Annotated in this window: 11 protein-coding genes and 1 CRISPR repeat array (1 of these 12 cut by a window edge); of the genes, 3 read left to right on the forward strand and 8 right to left on the reverse strand. The window is 45.0% G+C overall.

Going from position 1 to position 14,885, the window contains the following annotated elements; all coding sequences use genetic code 11:
• Window positions 1-32: 32 nt before the first annotated feature.
• Entirely contained in the window at window positions 33-488 is a 456-nt protein-coding gene (locus ETP43_RS14155; RefSeq protein WP_129258813.1) for a threonine/serine exporter family protein, read from the forward strand.
• 277 nt (window positions 489-765) lie between these two features.
• On the opposite strand, the gene yicI is transcribed toward ETP43_RS14155, so the two are convergent.
• Window positions 766-3,015 carry an alpha-xylosidase gene (gene yicI / locus ETP43_RS14160; protein WP_129258815.1) on the reverse strand — a complete coding sequence of 750 codons (2,250 nt, stop codon included), beginning with the start codon at window positions 3,013-3,015 and terminating at the stop codon, window positions 766-768.
• A gap of 332 nt (window positions 3,016-3,347) precedes the next feature.
• Between yicI and ETP43_RS14165 the strand changes: the two genes are divergently transcribed.
• Together ETP43_RS14165 and ETP43_RS14170 are read left to right on the forward strand one after the other, a co-directional pair.
• Window positions 3,348-4,547 carry a Gfo/Idh/MocA family protein gene (locus ETP43_RS14165; protein WP_129258817.1) on the forward strand — a complete coding sequence of 400 codons (1,200 nt, stop codon included), beginning with the start codon at window positions 3,348-3,350 and terminating at the stop codon, window positions 4,545-4,547.
• Window positions 4,548-4,739: 192 nt separating this feature from the next.
• The gene (locus tag ETP43_RS14170; RefSeq protein WP_129258819.1) at window positions 4,740-5,108 is read left to right on the forward strand and encodes a hypothetical protein; all 369 of its coding nucleotides are present in this window, start codon (window positions 4,740-4,742) and stop codon (window positions 5,106-5,108) included.
• Window positions 5,109-5,131: 23 nt separating this feature from the next.
• Here ETP43_RS14170 and ETP43_RS14175 read toward each other — a convergent pair whose 3' ends face one another.
• The 7 genes from ETP43_RS14175 to ETP43_RS17775 form a co-directional block, all read right to left on the reverse strand.
• Window positions 5,132-5,827: an N-acetylmannosamine-6-phosphate 2-epimerase gene (locus tag ETP43_RS14175; RefSeq protein WP_129258821.1), complete on the reverse strand. Its 696-nt coding sequence runs from the start codon at window positions 5,825-5,827 to the stop codon at window positions 5,132-5,134.
• Window positions 5,828-6,057: 230 nt separating this feature from the next.
• Entirely contained in the window at window positions 6,058-9,477 is a 3,420-nt protein-coding gene (locus ETP43_RS14180; protein WP_181951951.1) for an InlB B-repeat-containing protein, read from the reverse strand.
• Between the two features lie 290 nt (window positions 9,478-9,767).
• On the reverse strand, window positions 9,768-10,733 hold the full coding sequence (locus tag ETP43_RS14185) for a hypothetical protein (RefSeq protein WP_129258823.1): 966 nt from the start codon (window positions 10,731-10,733) through the stop codon (window positions 9,768-9,770).
• Window positions 10,734-10,743: 10 nt separating this feature from the next.
• The gene (locus ETP43_RS14190; protein WP_118618776.1) at window positions 10,744-11,016 is read right to left on the reverse strand and encodes a hypothetical protein; all 273 of its coding nucleotides are present in this window, start codon (window positions 11,014-11,016) and stop codon (window positions 10,744-10,746) included.
• Window positions 11,017-11,322: 306 nt separating this feature from the next.
• Window positions 11,323-11,943, reverse strand: coding sequence for an amino acid permease (locus ETP43_RS14195; RefSeq protein WP_129258825.1), 621 nt, complete (start codon window positions 11,941-11,943; stop codon window positions 11,323-11,325).
• A gap of 91 nt (window positions 11,944-12,034) precedes the next feature.
• A complete protein-coding gene (locus ETP43_RS14200; RefSeq protein ID WP_330546545.1) occupies window positions 12,035-12,895 on the reverse strand; it encodes an IS3 family transposase in 861 nt (286 codons plus the stop codon).
• Window positions 12,846-13,193 carry a transposase gene (locus tag ETP43_RS17775; protein WP_071143926.1) on the reverse strand — a complete coding sequence of 116 codons (348 nt, stop codon included), beginning with the start codon at window positions 13,191-13,193 and terminating at the stop codon, window positions 12,846-12,848. The genes ETP43_RS14200 and ETP43_RS17775 overlap by 50 nt, the downstream gene beginning before the upstream one ends.
• A 118-nt stretch (window positions 13,194-13,311) precedes the next feature.
• Window positions 13,312-14,885: a CRISPR direct-repeat array (repeat unit 30 nt; unit sequence CTTTACATTCCAATATGTTTCTATTAATAC) (it continues 3,975 nt past the right edge of the window).

The raw sequence follows: 14,885 nt of genomic DNA on the forward strand, positions 1-14,885 counted from the left end.
TATATTTATCTATCTCTCAGGAGGTTATCTTTATGTCCGTACATCTGATTTTCGAATTTCTTACCGCTTTTGTCGGTACGATCGCTTTCGCCCTGCTCTTTCAGGTACCAAATGAATATTATGTAAACTGTGGTCTGGCCGGTGGCTGTGGCTGGATCTGCTACAAGTTACTGCTGGCTGGCTGCGGGCTCTTCGGTTCCACCTTTTTTGCCACGGTTCTTGTCGTTTTTCTCTCTAGGCTCAGTGCGGTCCGGCGCCACTGTCCGGTGACGATCTTTCTCGTTGCAGGCATCTTCCCGCTGGTTCCGGGAGCAGGGATCTACTGGACTGCCTATTATGTCGTGACGGATCAGTTGGCCAAAGCTTCCGACCGTGGATTCCAGACTTTGAAGATCGCGGTGGCGATCGTGCTTGGCATCCTGTTTGTCTTTGAATTCCCACAAAAGTGGTTTCGCTGGGCGGAGCGCGGTACGGCTGCCGGCAACTGATCCGCACACAGGACTTTTTCAACTGCAATCTCCCACGACTAACACAGAATCCAGATATATCCAGCAGTGTTCTACGCATCTTATGTAAGCAAATTGATTCACCAGATCAATTTTTAATATGCAATGCATCAAAAAAGCATGCATACAGGATTTTTCGCTTCTGTATGCATGCTTTTTCTTTGTGGTGATATAATTGTACAATTTTATTTTCACATTATGGCTTTTCTGACATTTCTACGGGTATGCTTCAGTATTTCTTCTCTGTCCCCGCAGATTCTTACGCTTCCCCAACTACCTTGCAACCCGAAAGGCTCTTCACCGTATAATTTCCGTTTCCGCCTTCCACATACAGGTGAATCTCATCTCCCACACGTTTCGCAGTCACCGTCATCACCGTCTCTCCTTTCAGATCCGGTATCTCAGTTTTCGCTTCGGCTCCCTCATCAAACGCGGATACCAGAAGGCTAACACCATCCGCATAATCATAATCCGGTTTCTGGTCATTATTGCCCAAAGCAAGCACTGTATTTGGACGGATCATCAGTGGCAGACTGTGATAATCATGCGTCTCTTTCTGCCATTTTCCTCCGCTCACATCTACCCCGGTGATTAGATTATACCAGGTTCCCTCCGGCAGATAATACTGTACCTCACCGCTCTCCTTAAAGATCGGAGCCACCAGCAGGGAATCACCGAACATATACTGGCGATCCAACGTATCACACGCGCGATTCTCCGGGAAATCCAGGAACATCGGACGCAGCACCGGACGGCCTTCTTTGTGGGAGCGCACTGCCTGTCCGTACAGATACGGCATCAGACGGCATTTCAGATTGACAAATTCCCGCAGAATATCGCAGGCTTCCTCATCAAACAGCCACGGCACGCGGTAGGAAGAAGAACCATGCAGACGGCTGTGGGAACTCAGCAAGCCGAACTGACACCACCGTTTGTAGATATCCGCCGGTGCGGTGCTCTCGAAACCACTGATATCATGACTCCAGAAACCAAATCCGCCCAGAGACAGGGAAAGTCCTCCGCGAAGCGTCTCTGCCATGGAGACATAGCTTGCGGAACAATCGCCGCCCCAGTGTGCCGGGAACTGCTGTCCGCCGACGGTCGCAGAACGCGCGAACAATACGGCTTCTCCGGTTCCTCGCTCACGCTCCAGCAATTCAAAAACTGCCTGATTGTACAGATAGGTATAATAATTATGCATTTTAACCGGATCGGAATGGTCAAAATACGCGATATCTTTCACCGGGATTCTCTCACCAAAGTCGGTTTTGAAGCAGTCTACACCCATATCCAGCAGCGTCTTTAACTTGCCCTGATACCATGCCTTAGCATCCGGATTCGTAAAGTCCACCAATGCCATGCCCGGCTGCCACAGATCGGTCTGCCATACGCTTCCGTCTGTTTTCTTTACCAGATAACCCTGCTCTTTTCCTTCTTTGAACAGGCAGGATTTCTGTCCGATGTACGGGTTGATCCATACACAGATGTGAAGTCCGCGGTCGTGATACCGTTTCAACATCCCCTTCGGATCCGGAAATGTCGCAGGATCCCACTCGAAGTTACACCACTCATAGGCATCCATCCAATAGCAGTCAAAATGGAAGACATGCAGCGGAATCTCCCGGTCTGCCATTCCCTGGATAAAGCTGGAAGTCGTTGCCTCATCGTAGTTCGTGGTAAAAGAAGTCGTCAGCCACAGTCCGAACGACCATGCCGGAGGGAGCGCCGGTTTTCCGGTCAGATCCGTGTATTTTTCTACGGTTCCCATTGGAGTTTTTCCGCTGATCACATAATAATCCAGACGTTCCCCCTCCACGGAAAACTGGACCCGTTCTACCTTCTCACTGGCGATCTCATACGCCACATCGCCCTCGTTGTCCACCAGGATACCGTAGCCTTTATTTGTCACATAGAACGGGATATTTTTATAGGCAATCTCACTGGCAGTTCCGCCATCCTCGTTCCACATCTCCACTACCTGTCCGTTTTTTACGAACGGCGTGAAACGTTCCCCGAGTCCGTAGACATATTCATCCACATCGAGGAACATCTGCTCCAGCATATAGTTTTTCCCGGTTTTTGTATTCTGCATATAGGCAAGATTCCGGAAACTCGACTCTGTGAGGAAAGTATCTTCCTCATAAAATGCCATCTTGTATCCATTCGGTGCTTTATCGATCACCGCTTTCAGAGAGCCCGTCTGATAGATCAGCTGCTCCTCATTCTCCTCGATCCGCACATGCGCATCGCCGGTATAAATCTTTGCAAAAGGTCCGTTATATACGGCTCCGTCATGATGCACCGCAGACACTTTGATCACACCGTCCATCGGACTGGACAGTGTCACCGTCAGAAGCGGGATATTCAGACAGCTTCCCCGATCCACGATATGGGAACACGGCAGATACATCGTCAGTTCCTGCCCGTATACCCGGTGACTTCCGTACTCTACTGCATAGGCAGCTTTCATCTCATCACGAAGCAGCCAGTAACCATTGGTAAATTTCATAATTTCCTGTCTCCTTTACATTATGTTTGTAGCCCTCAGAAATCTTCTCATTTTTTTCAAACGATTCTTTTTTTATTATAGAAATTTCCCACATGAAACACAAGATTCTCACTCACTTTTCTTTGATTTTTCGTAACTGTTCAGTACCTTCACAGTTACAAGCCGATTTTTCATAATATTTAGATTTTACTTTCCTTGTCAAATCCCGGTATCTGTGTATAATAAACCTCAGAATATAATCATTCGGCATATTTGCAGTTACGAGAGTAGAAAACCTCGCAGAACTCTATCTACTAAATGGTTATAAAAAGACACATAAAGGAGAGACTCTAATGGAAAATATTAAAATCGGATATATCGGCCTTGGATGCCGTGGAAAAGATCTGTTGGAAAATATCGTTCTGGCTCAGAAAGAACAGGTTGTCGCTGTCTGCGATGTTTATGAAGATCGCGCCCGGGAAGGAGCGAAAGTAGTGGAAGCTGCCGGACAGCCGACACCTTTTGTATCTACCGATTATAAAGATATTATCGCAAATGAAGAGGTAAATACGATCATCATCGCAACCGCCTGGGAATCTCATGTAGAGATCGCCCTTGCTGCCATGTATGCCGGAAAAGCCGTAGCCATGGAAGTCGGTGGCGCTTACTCTCTGGAAGACTGCTACAAACTGGTCGATGCTTATGAAAAAACTAAAACACCGTTCATGTTCCTGGAGAACTGCTGCTTCGGCCGCCGCGAACTGATGGTGTTAAATATGGTAGATCAGGGTGTTCTCGGCGAGGTAGTTCACTGCGCCGGTGGATATCAGCATGATCTGAGAGACGAAATCGCATTCGGAAAAGAAAACAGACATTACCGCCTTAGAAACTATCTGTCCAGAAACTGTGAAAACTATCCAACCCACGATCTGGGACCGATCGCCAAGATCCTGAACATCAACCACGGAAACCGGATGCTGACCCTGTCTTCCTTTGCTTCCAAATCTGCAGGACTCCACGAGTTCATCCTGCAGAATAAGAGCGATGACGAGGAACTGAAACAGGCGCATTTTGCTCAGGGTGATATCATCACCACGATGATCCGCTGTGCAAACGGAGAAACCATCCAGCTGACACTCGACACCACCCTGCCGAGATACTACAGCCGTAACTTTACCGTCCGCGGAACCAAAGGCATGTACGAAGAAGCCACCGATTCCGTATTTATCGACCGCAAAGCAGACCGCGACCATGATTTTGACTGGAGAAAAGAATGCAGCGGCAACGCGGACACCTACGCCGAAACCTATGAGCATCCGATCTGGAAAAAATTCCTCGAAGAAGGCGTACAGGGCAGCCACGGCGGCATGGACTGGCTCGAATTCGAACAGTTCTTCCAGTGTCTGCGTGAAGACAGCCCGATGCCGGTAGATGTCTACGATGCAGCTTCCTGGATGGCGATCACAGCCCTGTCCGAGATGTCTGTAGCCAGAGGCGGTGCTGTCGTTGATATTCCGGATTTCACCAACGGAAAATGGGTATTGGGCTGGTAAAATAACAGAAAAACCCCTGGAATCATTTCACATTATCTATTGTAATAGAAATCAGCACTATTTTATAACGTTTTTGTAATGTCAGGGGATTTTACAATGAAAAAATAGCACTTATTACTGACGGCTGGCAGCGCTACGTTACCGCCGCCTGGATCATCGGTTACCGACGCTATCTCGAAGACTCTCATCTCGATGCAAGCCTGTATGTCTTCCACAGCTTCGGTAACTTCAGCAAAGACGAAAAGTACAACCAGGGAGAATACAACATCTACAATCTCCCGCGTCTGGAAGACTTCGTTTCAGAACGCGGTGGAGTCTCTGTATGCAAGACTGACCCTCAAGAAAATGAACAAGCGGCTCTCCCAGCTCTACATCCGTGATTCCCTCACCAGACTTTACAACCGGATGGCGTACGATCAGTTGGCAAAACCGCTGTATCGCAAATTTATATCAATCTGGCGGATGAAGAAATGTACAATATCAAAAAAGCAAAACACGCTGCTCGATAAAAAGAAAACCAGTACAGACCATTTTTCCGATGGCTCTGTACTGGTTTCTTAGTTTATCTCGTTCTTCCCGTTCTCTTATTCCGCAATTGCGGAGACAAATCGTGCCGTGATCTCCGCCGGTCGTGTGATCGCGCCACCGACTACCAGGGCAAATGCACCCGCTTCCAACGCTTTTTTTGCCTGTTCCGGGTAATGGATATGTCCCTCTGCAATGATCTTTGCAGGGCATTTTTCGGAAAGTTCATGGATAAATGCATAATCGATATCGTCGCATCCTTTTGTCTCCGGTGTGTAGCCACGCATCGTAGTACCCACAAAATCAGCCCCCGCCTCGGCACATGCGATTCCTTCTTCCAACGTCGCACAGTCTGCCATTACCAGCTGCTGGGGGTATTTTTCTTTGATCGCACGGATAAATTCCGGTGCACTGCTTCCGTCCGGGCGTCTGGCACCGGTTCCCTGTACCGCCACGATATCCACACCACATGCGACCAGGGCATCCACTTCTTTCATCGTCACCGTGATATACATCGGTGTTCCTTCATAATCTTTCTTGATAATCCCGATTACCGGAAGGGCTACCACCTCTTTGATCTGCGTGATATCCCGCACCGTATTTGCACGGATTCCCACAGCGCCCGACTGTGCGGCAGCCTTCGCCATCAGTGGCATAATACCGCCCTCTTTCGTATACAGCGGCTCATGTTCCAGCGCCTGACAGGAGACGATGAGTCCCCCTTTGATCTGATCCAGTATTTTCTGCTTTTCCATTTTTCTGTCTCGCCTTTCCTTTTTTCAGAATTTTTGATAACCCAACCACACCCTGCCGGATGCCTTCTGTTTTTATTACTCTACCAGAGCAATACAGCCATGTCAACGTTCGCCCTTTGCCCGTAATCAAAATTGGTCCACTGGACCAATTATTGATATGCAATGCAACATAAAACGTGGACATCATGCCAGATAATGCATGATGCCCACATCTTTTTCATTTCATATTTTTATTTTGCTCTGCGTCTTCTTGTATATACTACAAAACCTGCCAGTGCAACACAGGAAACTGCCAGCAGTGTGATCCAGATATACAGGTTGTTGGTATCTCCGGTTTTCACGCTGTTTGTTCTGGTGGATATCTTGGCGGTAGTATTTGTGTTGTTTGTATTGCTGGTTGTTGTGTCAGCTTTTAATACCGTCTGGTTATCTTTTCCTGTTGTTTTGTTGTTATCGGTTGTTGTATTTCCGTCGTTTTTATCGATGGTGGAAGTATTGTCGTTACCTTTGTTGGTATCGTCTTTCTTATCATTACCTTTGTTGGTGTCATCGGTTCCGGTGGAATCTTTTTTGATCTCAAAAACAGCTTCTCCGGTGGAACCTGCATAATTGCCGATTCCGGTGATGACCAGCTTATAACTGCCTGCTTCTACAAATTCTGCGCCTGCAAAATCTTTCGCAGTTGTTTCTTCCCCGTAAATGTAAGTGATTTCGTAATCCGTTCCTGCAACCAGTGTCTGGTCACCGTCTTTTACTTCCACGGTCGGAGTTTTGCTTGTTCCATCGTATGTTGCAGAAGCCGGATCTGTAGTCACGCTCAGAGTGGTCTGTTTTGGTTCCACGGTAAACTGGATTTCCTGTATTCCCCCATAACTTCCGATACCATTTACTACTACGGTATAAGTATCTGCCTGTACAATGGAATCTGCGGAAATCTCATTTCCGTCTGCATCTTTGAACGTAAGGAAGTAATCGGTTCCTTCTGTCAGTACGGTTTCTCCGTCTTTTGCTGTTACAACCAGATCCAGTGCACTTCCGGTATAGGTTGTATTTGCAACTTCCACATCACTGATAGACAGTGCCGGAGTTGTTACAAATTTATCCAGCGGCGGAGTTGGGTTAATTCCAGTCTTCCAGTACAGATCTGCCAGTGGATCGTTGTCTGCGCCGGAGATCTCGGTTCCGTCTTCGATGTGTTTGCTTGTGCTTGTCACTTTTACATTACCGTCGGTTGCTTTTCCAGGTACGGCTTTGTTGGAAGTGTTTGCAGTTGCTCCCTGAAGGAATGCTTCTTTTGTGGAAATGATTCCGTTTCCGGTTGCACCTGTTCCGCCATTGCCCCAGAGTACATCTCCTCCGATTGCTGTTACTTTTCCGTTTCCTGTGATCGTTGCATTATCCAGCTCAATTGCTGTTCCTCCTTCGGTATACAGCAGTGTCTTGCCGCTTCCACCGTAAGCTACCAGTTCCGCACCGTCTTCTAGTGTCAGAGTTCCGTTGGATACGCGCAGGGCCATCTGTCCGATATCGCTTCCGCCGTCATCGCCCTTGATAAATACTTTGCCTTTGATCGTAACATTTCCGGTTGCGGTTACTACCGGCTCGGAAGTGGTACGGTCTGTCAGGTTTCCATTTGCAAGATAGTTTGCATGAGAGTAGATAGCTGCATTTTCCAGGATTGCGCCATCTGCCAGACGAAGCTGTCCACACAGAGATGCACCTGTGGTAAATTCGTTGTTGTAGCTGCTGTAGTTCATGGAGAAAGTACCGCCACTCTGTACATCGATGATACCCTGTACCACAGAATCATCCAATGTCAGTTTTCCGCCATTTTCAATGACGATGCGAACGCTGCTCAGAATCTCCATATTGGTCAGTGTCAGGTTGCATCCTTCCGGAATATACAGGGTCTGCGGAATGTCTCCACTCACTACCTGTTTCCACGGAAGATCATAACCCAGATATCCGTAAGTTCCGCTCACATGAGATCCGAACCATGCTTCCAGGTCTTTCGGAACACGAACGCTTTCTGTTTCACCATCCACATTGCTTCCAAAGTTTTTGATTGCCCATGGTTCCATGATATCCCATGCATACAGACCGCTTTCATACTGTTTGAAGTTATCTGTTACCAGTCTGTCTGCCAGAGTTTCCTCTCCGGTGTATACATGGAACGGTAAGGTATTGCTGACTGCTTCTCTTCCCTGCTGATCGGTAATCTTTACAGAGATCAGATAGTTACCGGCATCCTTCGGTGTACCGCTCAGTGTCAGGGCACTGCTGATGGTCATATAGACACCCTGCATTCCGCTGTCGCTGTCAGCCGGTGTTCCGCTTGCAGTATCCGGTACGATACTTACGCTGCATTTTTTACCGTCCAGTTTGATCTGGGACATATTGTCCAGTTCTTTCCAGTCGCTGTCGGTCGGTTCTTTGCCTTTTTCCAGCATTGCTCCGTATACCGTTACATCACTGTTTTTGTTGCTGGAAGCGCCACCGACACTGGCGCTGGATACTGCATCGTAATTGTCCTGTCCTACCAGGGCAGAATCGAAAGTACCTTCGATCTTTACATGCAGTTCATAAGGATCTCCCTTTCCGTCATCTGCTACCAGAGATGCTTTTCCGTCAAGGTCGATAACCAGTTTTGCTGTAAAATCTTCATAACCTTTTGCGGAAATGGTGATCACATCACCGCTCTTTAATACCGGGATCACCGGTGCAGAGCTGTAATCTTTTGCTGCAAATACCAGTTTGTTATCGTCTGTATGTTTCTTATATGCACCACCGGAAGAAATACCGTAGGATTTTTCTTCCCATGTTGTTCCGTTTACTTTCACTTCTGTGATCGCTTTTACATAGCCGTTCGCATCTTTAAAAGTTACTTCCCAGTCATTTCCGAATGTATCTGTTGCGATGCTTACCTGGCTCAGATCGATCGTTTTCGGTGCTTCTTCTTTGAAGGTTGCAGTAACTGTCACATCAGAAGCAGGCATGGCAAATGTACAGCCTGTTTTGGTAGCCTGTGTTGCTACTGCTTTGCTGTCTGCAGCGGCAACGGTAAGGTTATCCAGTTCATATCCCTCGTCCGGTGTTGCGGTTGCAGTTACTGTCTCGCCTTCTTTGATGCCTTCGCTCTTGCTCAGAGTAACTTTGCCGTGTGTTGCAGCTGCTGCAGTTGCTTTGTAAGTCTTTTCTACCGGCTGCTGCGGTACTACGGTTGCTGTATAAACATCCTGATAGCTTACAGTTGTTTTTGTCACCTGCATGGTCAGCTTCTGATAACCGGCTGCTGTGATATCAACAGTCAGCGGATAGGTATCCGGACTGACAATTCTAAGCGCTGTGTAGCTTCCATAAGCTCCTGTTGCACTTCCTATATCCCAGATATTGGTATCACTTCCAAAGCTGCTGATCGTTTTGTTCGTATACACTGTACCATTGACGGTCACACTGTTGATCGCATTCATCCAGGCAGTGTCCTTGAATGCAAAGTTCAGGACTGTCGTCCAGAGTCCGCTGGCTGTACAGGAAGCCACCTCTGTCGGCGCTGCTTTTGCTTCTTCTGCCATAACAGGAACTCCCATCATAGAGAAAACAACCATGACGGACATAAGCAGTGATACGACTTTTTTCCATGTTCTTTTCATCTTTTCCTCTCCTTGTTAACTATTTCTCGTTAGCGTATTCTAACGACAGTATCAGCATAATAACAAGGAAATTTTTTCCTGTCAACAATGCAAAGGACTATTGAAAAAATTCATCAGTTAGATTTTTTATTGATATTTTTTTTCATTTTTTGGTCTTTAAGCAGAAAAAAGCAGCCCCATCACAGGACTGCTTACTCTCCTGGAGCACGCTGTTACCCCAGCTTATTTTTTTTATCTACCTATTATATACTTATATTTATACGCACAATATCACAAACTATGTATTTCGATTAATCATCATACTCTTCTTCCCAGTAATCATAAGCATCATCGTATCCGTCATCATAATCCCCATCTCCAAAATCTTCTGCCCATTCTTCCGCAAAATCATCGGGATCATCGTAATCATCCACATCGTAGGGATCTGTCTTTTTCAGAGAACCGGAACCACTGGAATGCCCGGAAGTGCTGCCAGAACCGGATCCACTGGCATTTCCGTAAAAGCTGCCTGAACCGTATCCGCCGGCATGCCCATAGGAACTTCCGGAACTGTTAGTACTGCCTGAATTGCTGTTCGAACCGGCATTGTTTTTCGATTCATTATCCTCTTCCATGTCTTCTTTCGGATAAATCTTTCCTCTGTTCGTATAAAGCTCATACCCGTCTTCTCCCTGCACCAGTCTGTAATACACTCCATACTCCCGGGAAATTGTCAGTTCTCCTTCCGGATCTCTTTCATTGATCTTTACGGCGTATTTTCTATCTCCAACAAATATTTTATAAAACCCATCCACTTCCACCGGCCGCTGATCTTTGATCTTGCACTCCCGTTCCATCAGTTCTATAAAAGAATCATAATTTCCATCTTGCGTAGCTTCTTCAAATATAGAATCTATCGAGTCACAGTAATAACTCAGTTCATAATAAAAATACTGATAGTCAGGATCATCGTCCCAGTAATTGTAAACGCTGGAATACGTGCTCTGATTGTATTGCTCATAAGATACTCTGATATCCTCAATTCCGGCAGCCTGCATACTTTCCTGCAGGCTGATCCGGTAATTTTCCATATATTCTTTTGCCCGCTCATACGCCTTCTCTTCCGCCTCTGCCTCGTCCAGTTCCTTCTGTTTTTTTGCTTCTTCCTGCCCTCTTCTGCTCGTATTATCCCACTGGATCAATTGATAAAAGCCGAAGATAAACAGAATTATAAGACAGACACATCCTGTATTTACTGCAATTTTTCTTTTGTCCATATTCTGACTGTTACAGCCCCTCTCTGTAGATCCGGTTGATCGTTGCCTGTGCATGTTCCAGTTCTTTTTTCTGAATGATCGCGTTCCGGTCACTTAAGATTGCCAGCATCTCATCCACCACATCTTCCGGGCGTGGGTTCGATACGCGGTACAGATATCCCAGCATCCTTGTTGCGGTATAATCCGTATTCATCTGCTTATATGCGATCTCCCGGCAGAAATCATCGGGGTAGCCTTTTTCTTTCAACGCGTAATATAATGCATCTGTTCTTGCTTTTTCCATATCTGTCCTTTCTGTGTAAACCGCCCTCACAAACATAGGGTTTCACATTTTTTCTCAGTATAACATATTCCACATCGATTCGATACTTAATTTATTTCACACAACCCTTCTGTTGCTGCTCACTCCATCCTCGCAACACGCTTCGCCGGATATTGTCAGTGAATTCACTTTCCTCTCTCATCCTCTATTCATATTCCGGATTTCCCCGGATACGACAACAGCGTACGGAATACTATCCGTACGCTGTCGCAACACCGGCCTTTCCCGACCGGTTTCTTATTCATTTGTATCCGTGAATAGCAACGGCTATTTTACTTCATCCAGCGCTTTGCACTCACGCTCGCGGGCTTCCCATGGTTCATATGGCTGCTTCAGTTCTGCGATCAGATCCCGGCCGTGTTTCTTCAGATAAGAGATACGGATCAGAATATAGATCACAAACAGTACAATTGCCCCCAGGATCATCAGCCATACCGTCATACCAAGCGTACTGATCATCGCATATGCCAGATAAGCCGCAACGATAAAAGCAAAGGCAGACAGCACATACACCAGTCCGATCGCCATCTTAAAGGTAGAGTGATTACATGCATGAGGATATTTCTTCTTCAGGAAGAACGGCACCATACAAAGCACGATATCAGACAGGGCATTGACAAAGGAAAATACCGTCATCAGCACACCAAAACTGGAACCGGTGGCAACACATGCAATCGAAAACAGCATAACGAAACAAAGAATCACCGGTGAGACACCGTTTTTATTCTTTTTCGCTACAAATGCAGGGAACAGATCATTGTCTGCTGCCGCCTGGATCTGCGCACAAGTTAACATAATAACCGGAACCATCGAAGTCAGAACACCGAACAGCGGACCTCCTACGATAAAAAATGTCAGAAGACCGGAAGGCAGGAATATTTTTCCCACCTCTGAATATAGTGGTTCAGTTGTCAAGACAAAAATCCAAGCTTTTTATAATGAACTGATATATGTAACTGGGTAGGGGAGAAAATCCCCCTTAGGCTGCGTGATCATCCAGTAACAGGATTGGATAATAGCAGGATGCCGGTGTCTGATTATTGAGTGCGGAATGACAACGTTCAAAGTTGTATGTATGCACATATTTCCCAATAGCCTTCCTTGCTTCTCGGATATTGTTGTATTGAGTCAGATATGCTTCCTCGTACTTGAAACTCCGGAACCATCGTTCGATCATGATATTGTCAGCCCACCGGCTTTTACCATCCATGCTTTGACGGATCTGGTTCTCTTTGCGGAAATTCATGTACTCATTGCTTGTAAACTGACAGCCCTGATCCGAATTCAGGATAACAGGTTTTGCCACCATAAACGCCTTTTTTAACGCAGTTATGACCATTCTGGTATCCAGAGTATCATCGACTTCCCAGCCAACGATACAGCGGCTGTACCAGTCAATCACAGCGGTCAGATACAGGAATCCACGCTTAATGGGGATGTATGTAATGTCGATTGACCATGCCTGATTTGGACGGTCGATAACGGCGTTACGTAGCAGATACGGGCAGACTTTAGCCTGTTGCATACGTTTAGAAAGGTTCATTTTTGGATAGATTGGATCGATCCCCATTTCATTCATATAACGGCGCGTTTTCCGGCGGCCAACCTGATACCCACGTTTCTTCAGTTGGGCAGACAATTGTCGTGCTCTCCAGGCCGGGTTATCCATGTGTAAACGATCTATGATTGATTTGCAATCTAACTCCTCCTGAGATATGGGCGTGCCCTTGTAATACACACTGGTACGGTTGATATCAAGAAGCGCAGCTCCTGTTTTAACCGGAAGTTCTTTAGTCTTCAAAAGGTTTTGGACTAAATTTACTCTCGTAGTCAGGTCCAAGTGTTTCTTCAGATTTTTTTTTCAACCAATCCACCTGCATGGTGAGCTGGCCAACTTTTTTCGCATATTCAGCTTTTTCCTTGCGCTCTAAAGCAAGTTTTTCTTTTAGATTATCCTCTCGGGTGTCATCAAAAACCACGGATGCTTTATCGAGGAACTCCTTCTTCCAGTTGCGAAGAAGATTCGGCTGAATATTGTTTTCGGTTGCGATTGTATTTAAGTCTTTTTCTCCTTTGAGCAGTTCAATCACTAATTCTGATTTGAATTTGGCTGAGAAATTTCTTCTTGTTCGAGACATAATAAAAATCCTTCTTTCTGTAGTGTTTACAGTATATCAGATTCATTAAGAAATGTCTCTTGAAGTGTCTTAAATTACGATACCATTATAGAGCGCCGGAACCACCAGCGGAAAGCACCTTTACATTCCAATATGTTTCTATTAATACGAGCAAGGCTACTTCCGATGCGTATGGCAAGTCTGACTTTACATTCCAATATGTTTCTATTAATACGGATTCAGGAAGATAAGACTAACGTTGACAGAACTTTTTTACATTCCAATATGTTTCTATTAATACTTGTATTTCTTGCATTAAATAACTTAGCTGTCTCTTTTACATTCCAATATGTTTCTATTAATACTTTTGTGAAATTGAAAAGACCGTCATTGTTAGGTCCTTTACATTCCAATATGTTTCTATTAATACAAATATATATTACCAAAACCAGTAATTGTTGATGGGCTTTACATTCCAATATGTTTCTATTAATACGCAGATGTTAGAGACAGATGCTCGCTCCGGCTCTCTTTACATTCCAATATGTTTCTATTAATACTAAATTCTTCCTGCTTCTTCTACCGCTTCGCTTATGCTTTACATTCCAATATGTTTCTATTAATACGTTACGCCGTCTTTCGTTGTGCCGACACGGTTTTCTGCTTTACATTCCAATATGTTTCTATTAATACGGTGACAGGGATGCCGGATAAGCCGCTGGGAGTGGGCCTTTACATTCCAATATGTTTCTATTAATACGATTATGGCAGGCGCTTCCGTGATTGCATATATCATCTTTACATTCCAATATGTTTCTATTAATACCAAGATCTACTTCGATCTCCTCCAGACTTTTAGTCTTTACATTCCAATATGTTTCTATTAATACAGAAATAAGAAAATAAAATAGAATAAGGGATCACACCTTTACATTCCAATATGTTTCTATTAATACCGTTATGCGAAAGAACAGTCAGCCGCCAGAGATTTCCTTTACATTCCAATATGTTTCTATTAATACCCATGTCAAACGTGGCTCTAAGGTTGCATATACTTCTTTACATTCCAATATGTTTCTATTAATACTTCTTTAGCACATCATCCGCAAGCTAACGCTCACGCTTTACATTCCAATATGTTTCTATTAATACCTTCAGAAGGCAGGACTTAATCCTGTTCTTTCTGCCTTTACATTCCAATATGTTTCTATTAATACGGCAAGCAGCCAGCGATGGAAATCAAAGCTACTGACTTTACATTCCAATATGTTTCTATTAATACGATCTCGGTTACGTCGAAAAAGGGGACGCCGAAAAAACTTTACATTCCAATATGTTTCTATTAATACAATGATGTAAGTCCGGCAATCTGCCGTCTTCTCATCTTTACATTCCAATATGTTTCTATTGATACGCTGACAGTAAACGGAACGGAAATCACAGCGAATATCTTTACATTCCAATATGTTTCTATTAATACGAAAAAACATGCACGTTGGGTTGGGCACAGAATTACTTTACATTCCAATATGTTTCTATTAATACCGGATTCCAGGGCGTTTTTGGCACTTTCCTGTATAGCCTTTACATTCCAATATGTTTCTATTAATACTCAAAGTGTTCTACATTGAAAAATGGTGGGGCAACCGTCTTTACATTCCAATATGTTTCTATTAATACTAATTGTACCATAATGCAGCGGGATTCCGGCAG

Origin of the sequence: Blautia faecicola (genome assembly GCF_004123145.1) — a bacterium.
GTDB lineage: Bacteria > Bacillota > Clostridia > Lachnospirales > Lachnospiraceae > Oliverpabstia > Oliverpabstia faecicola.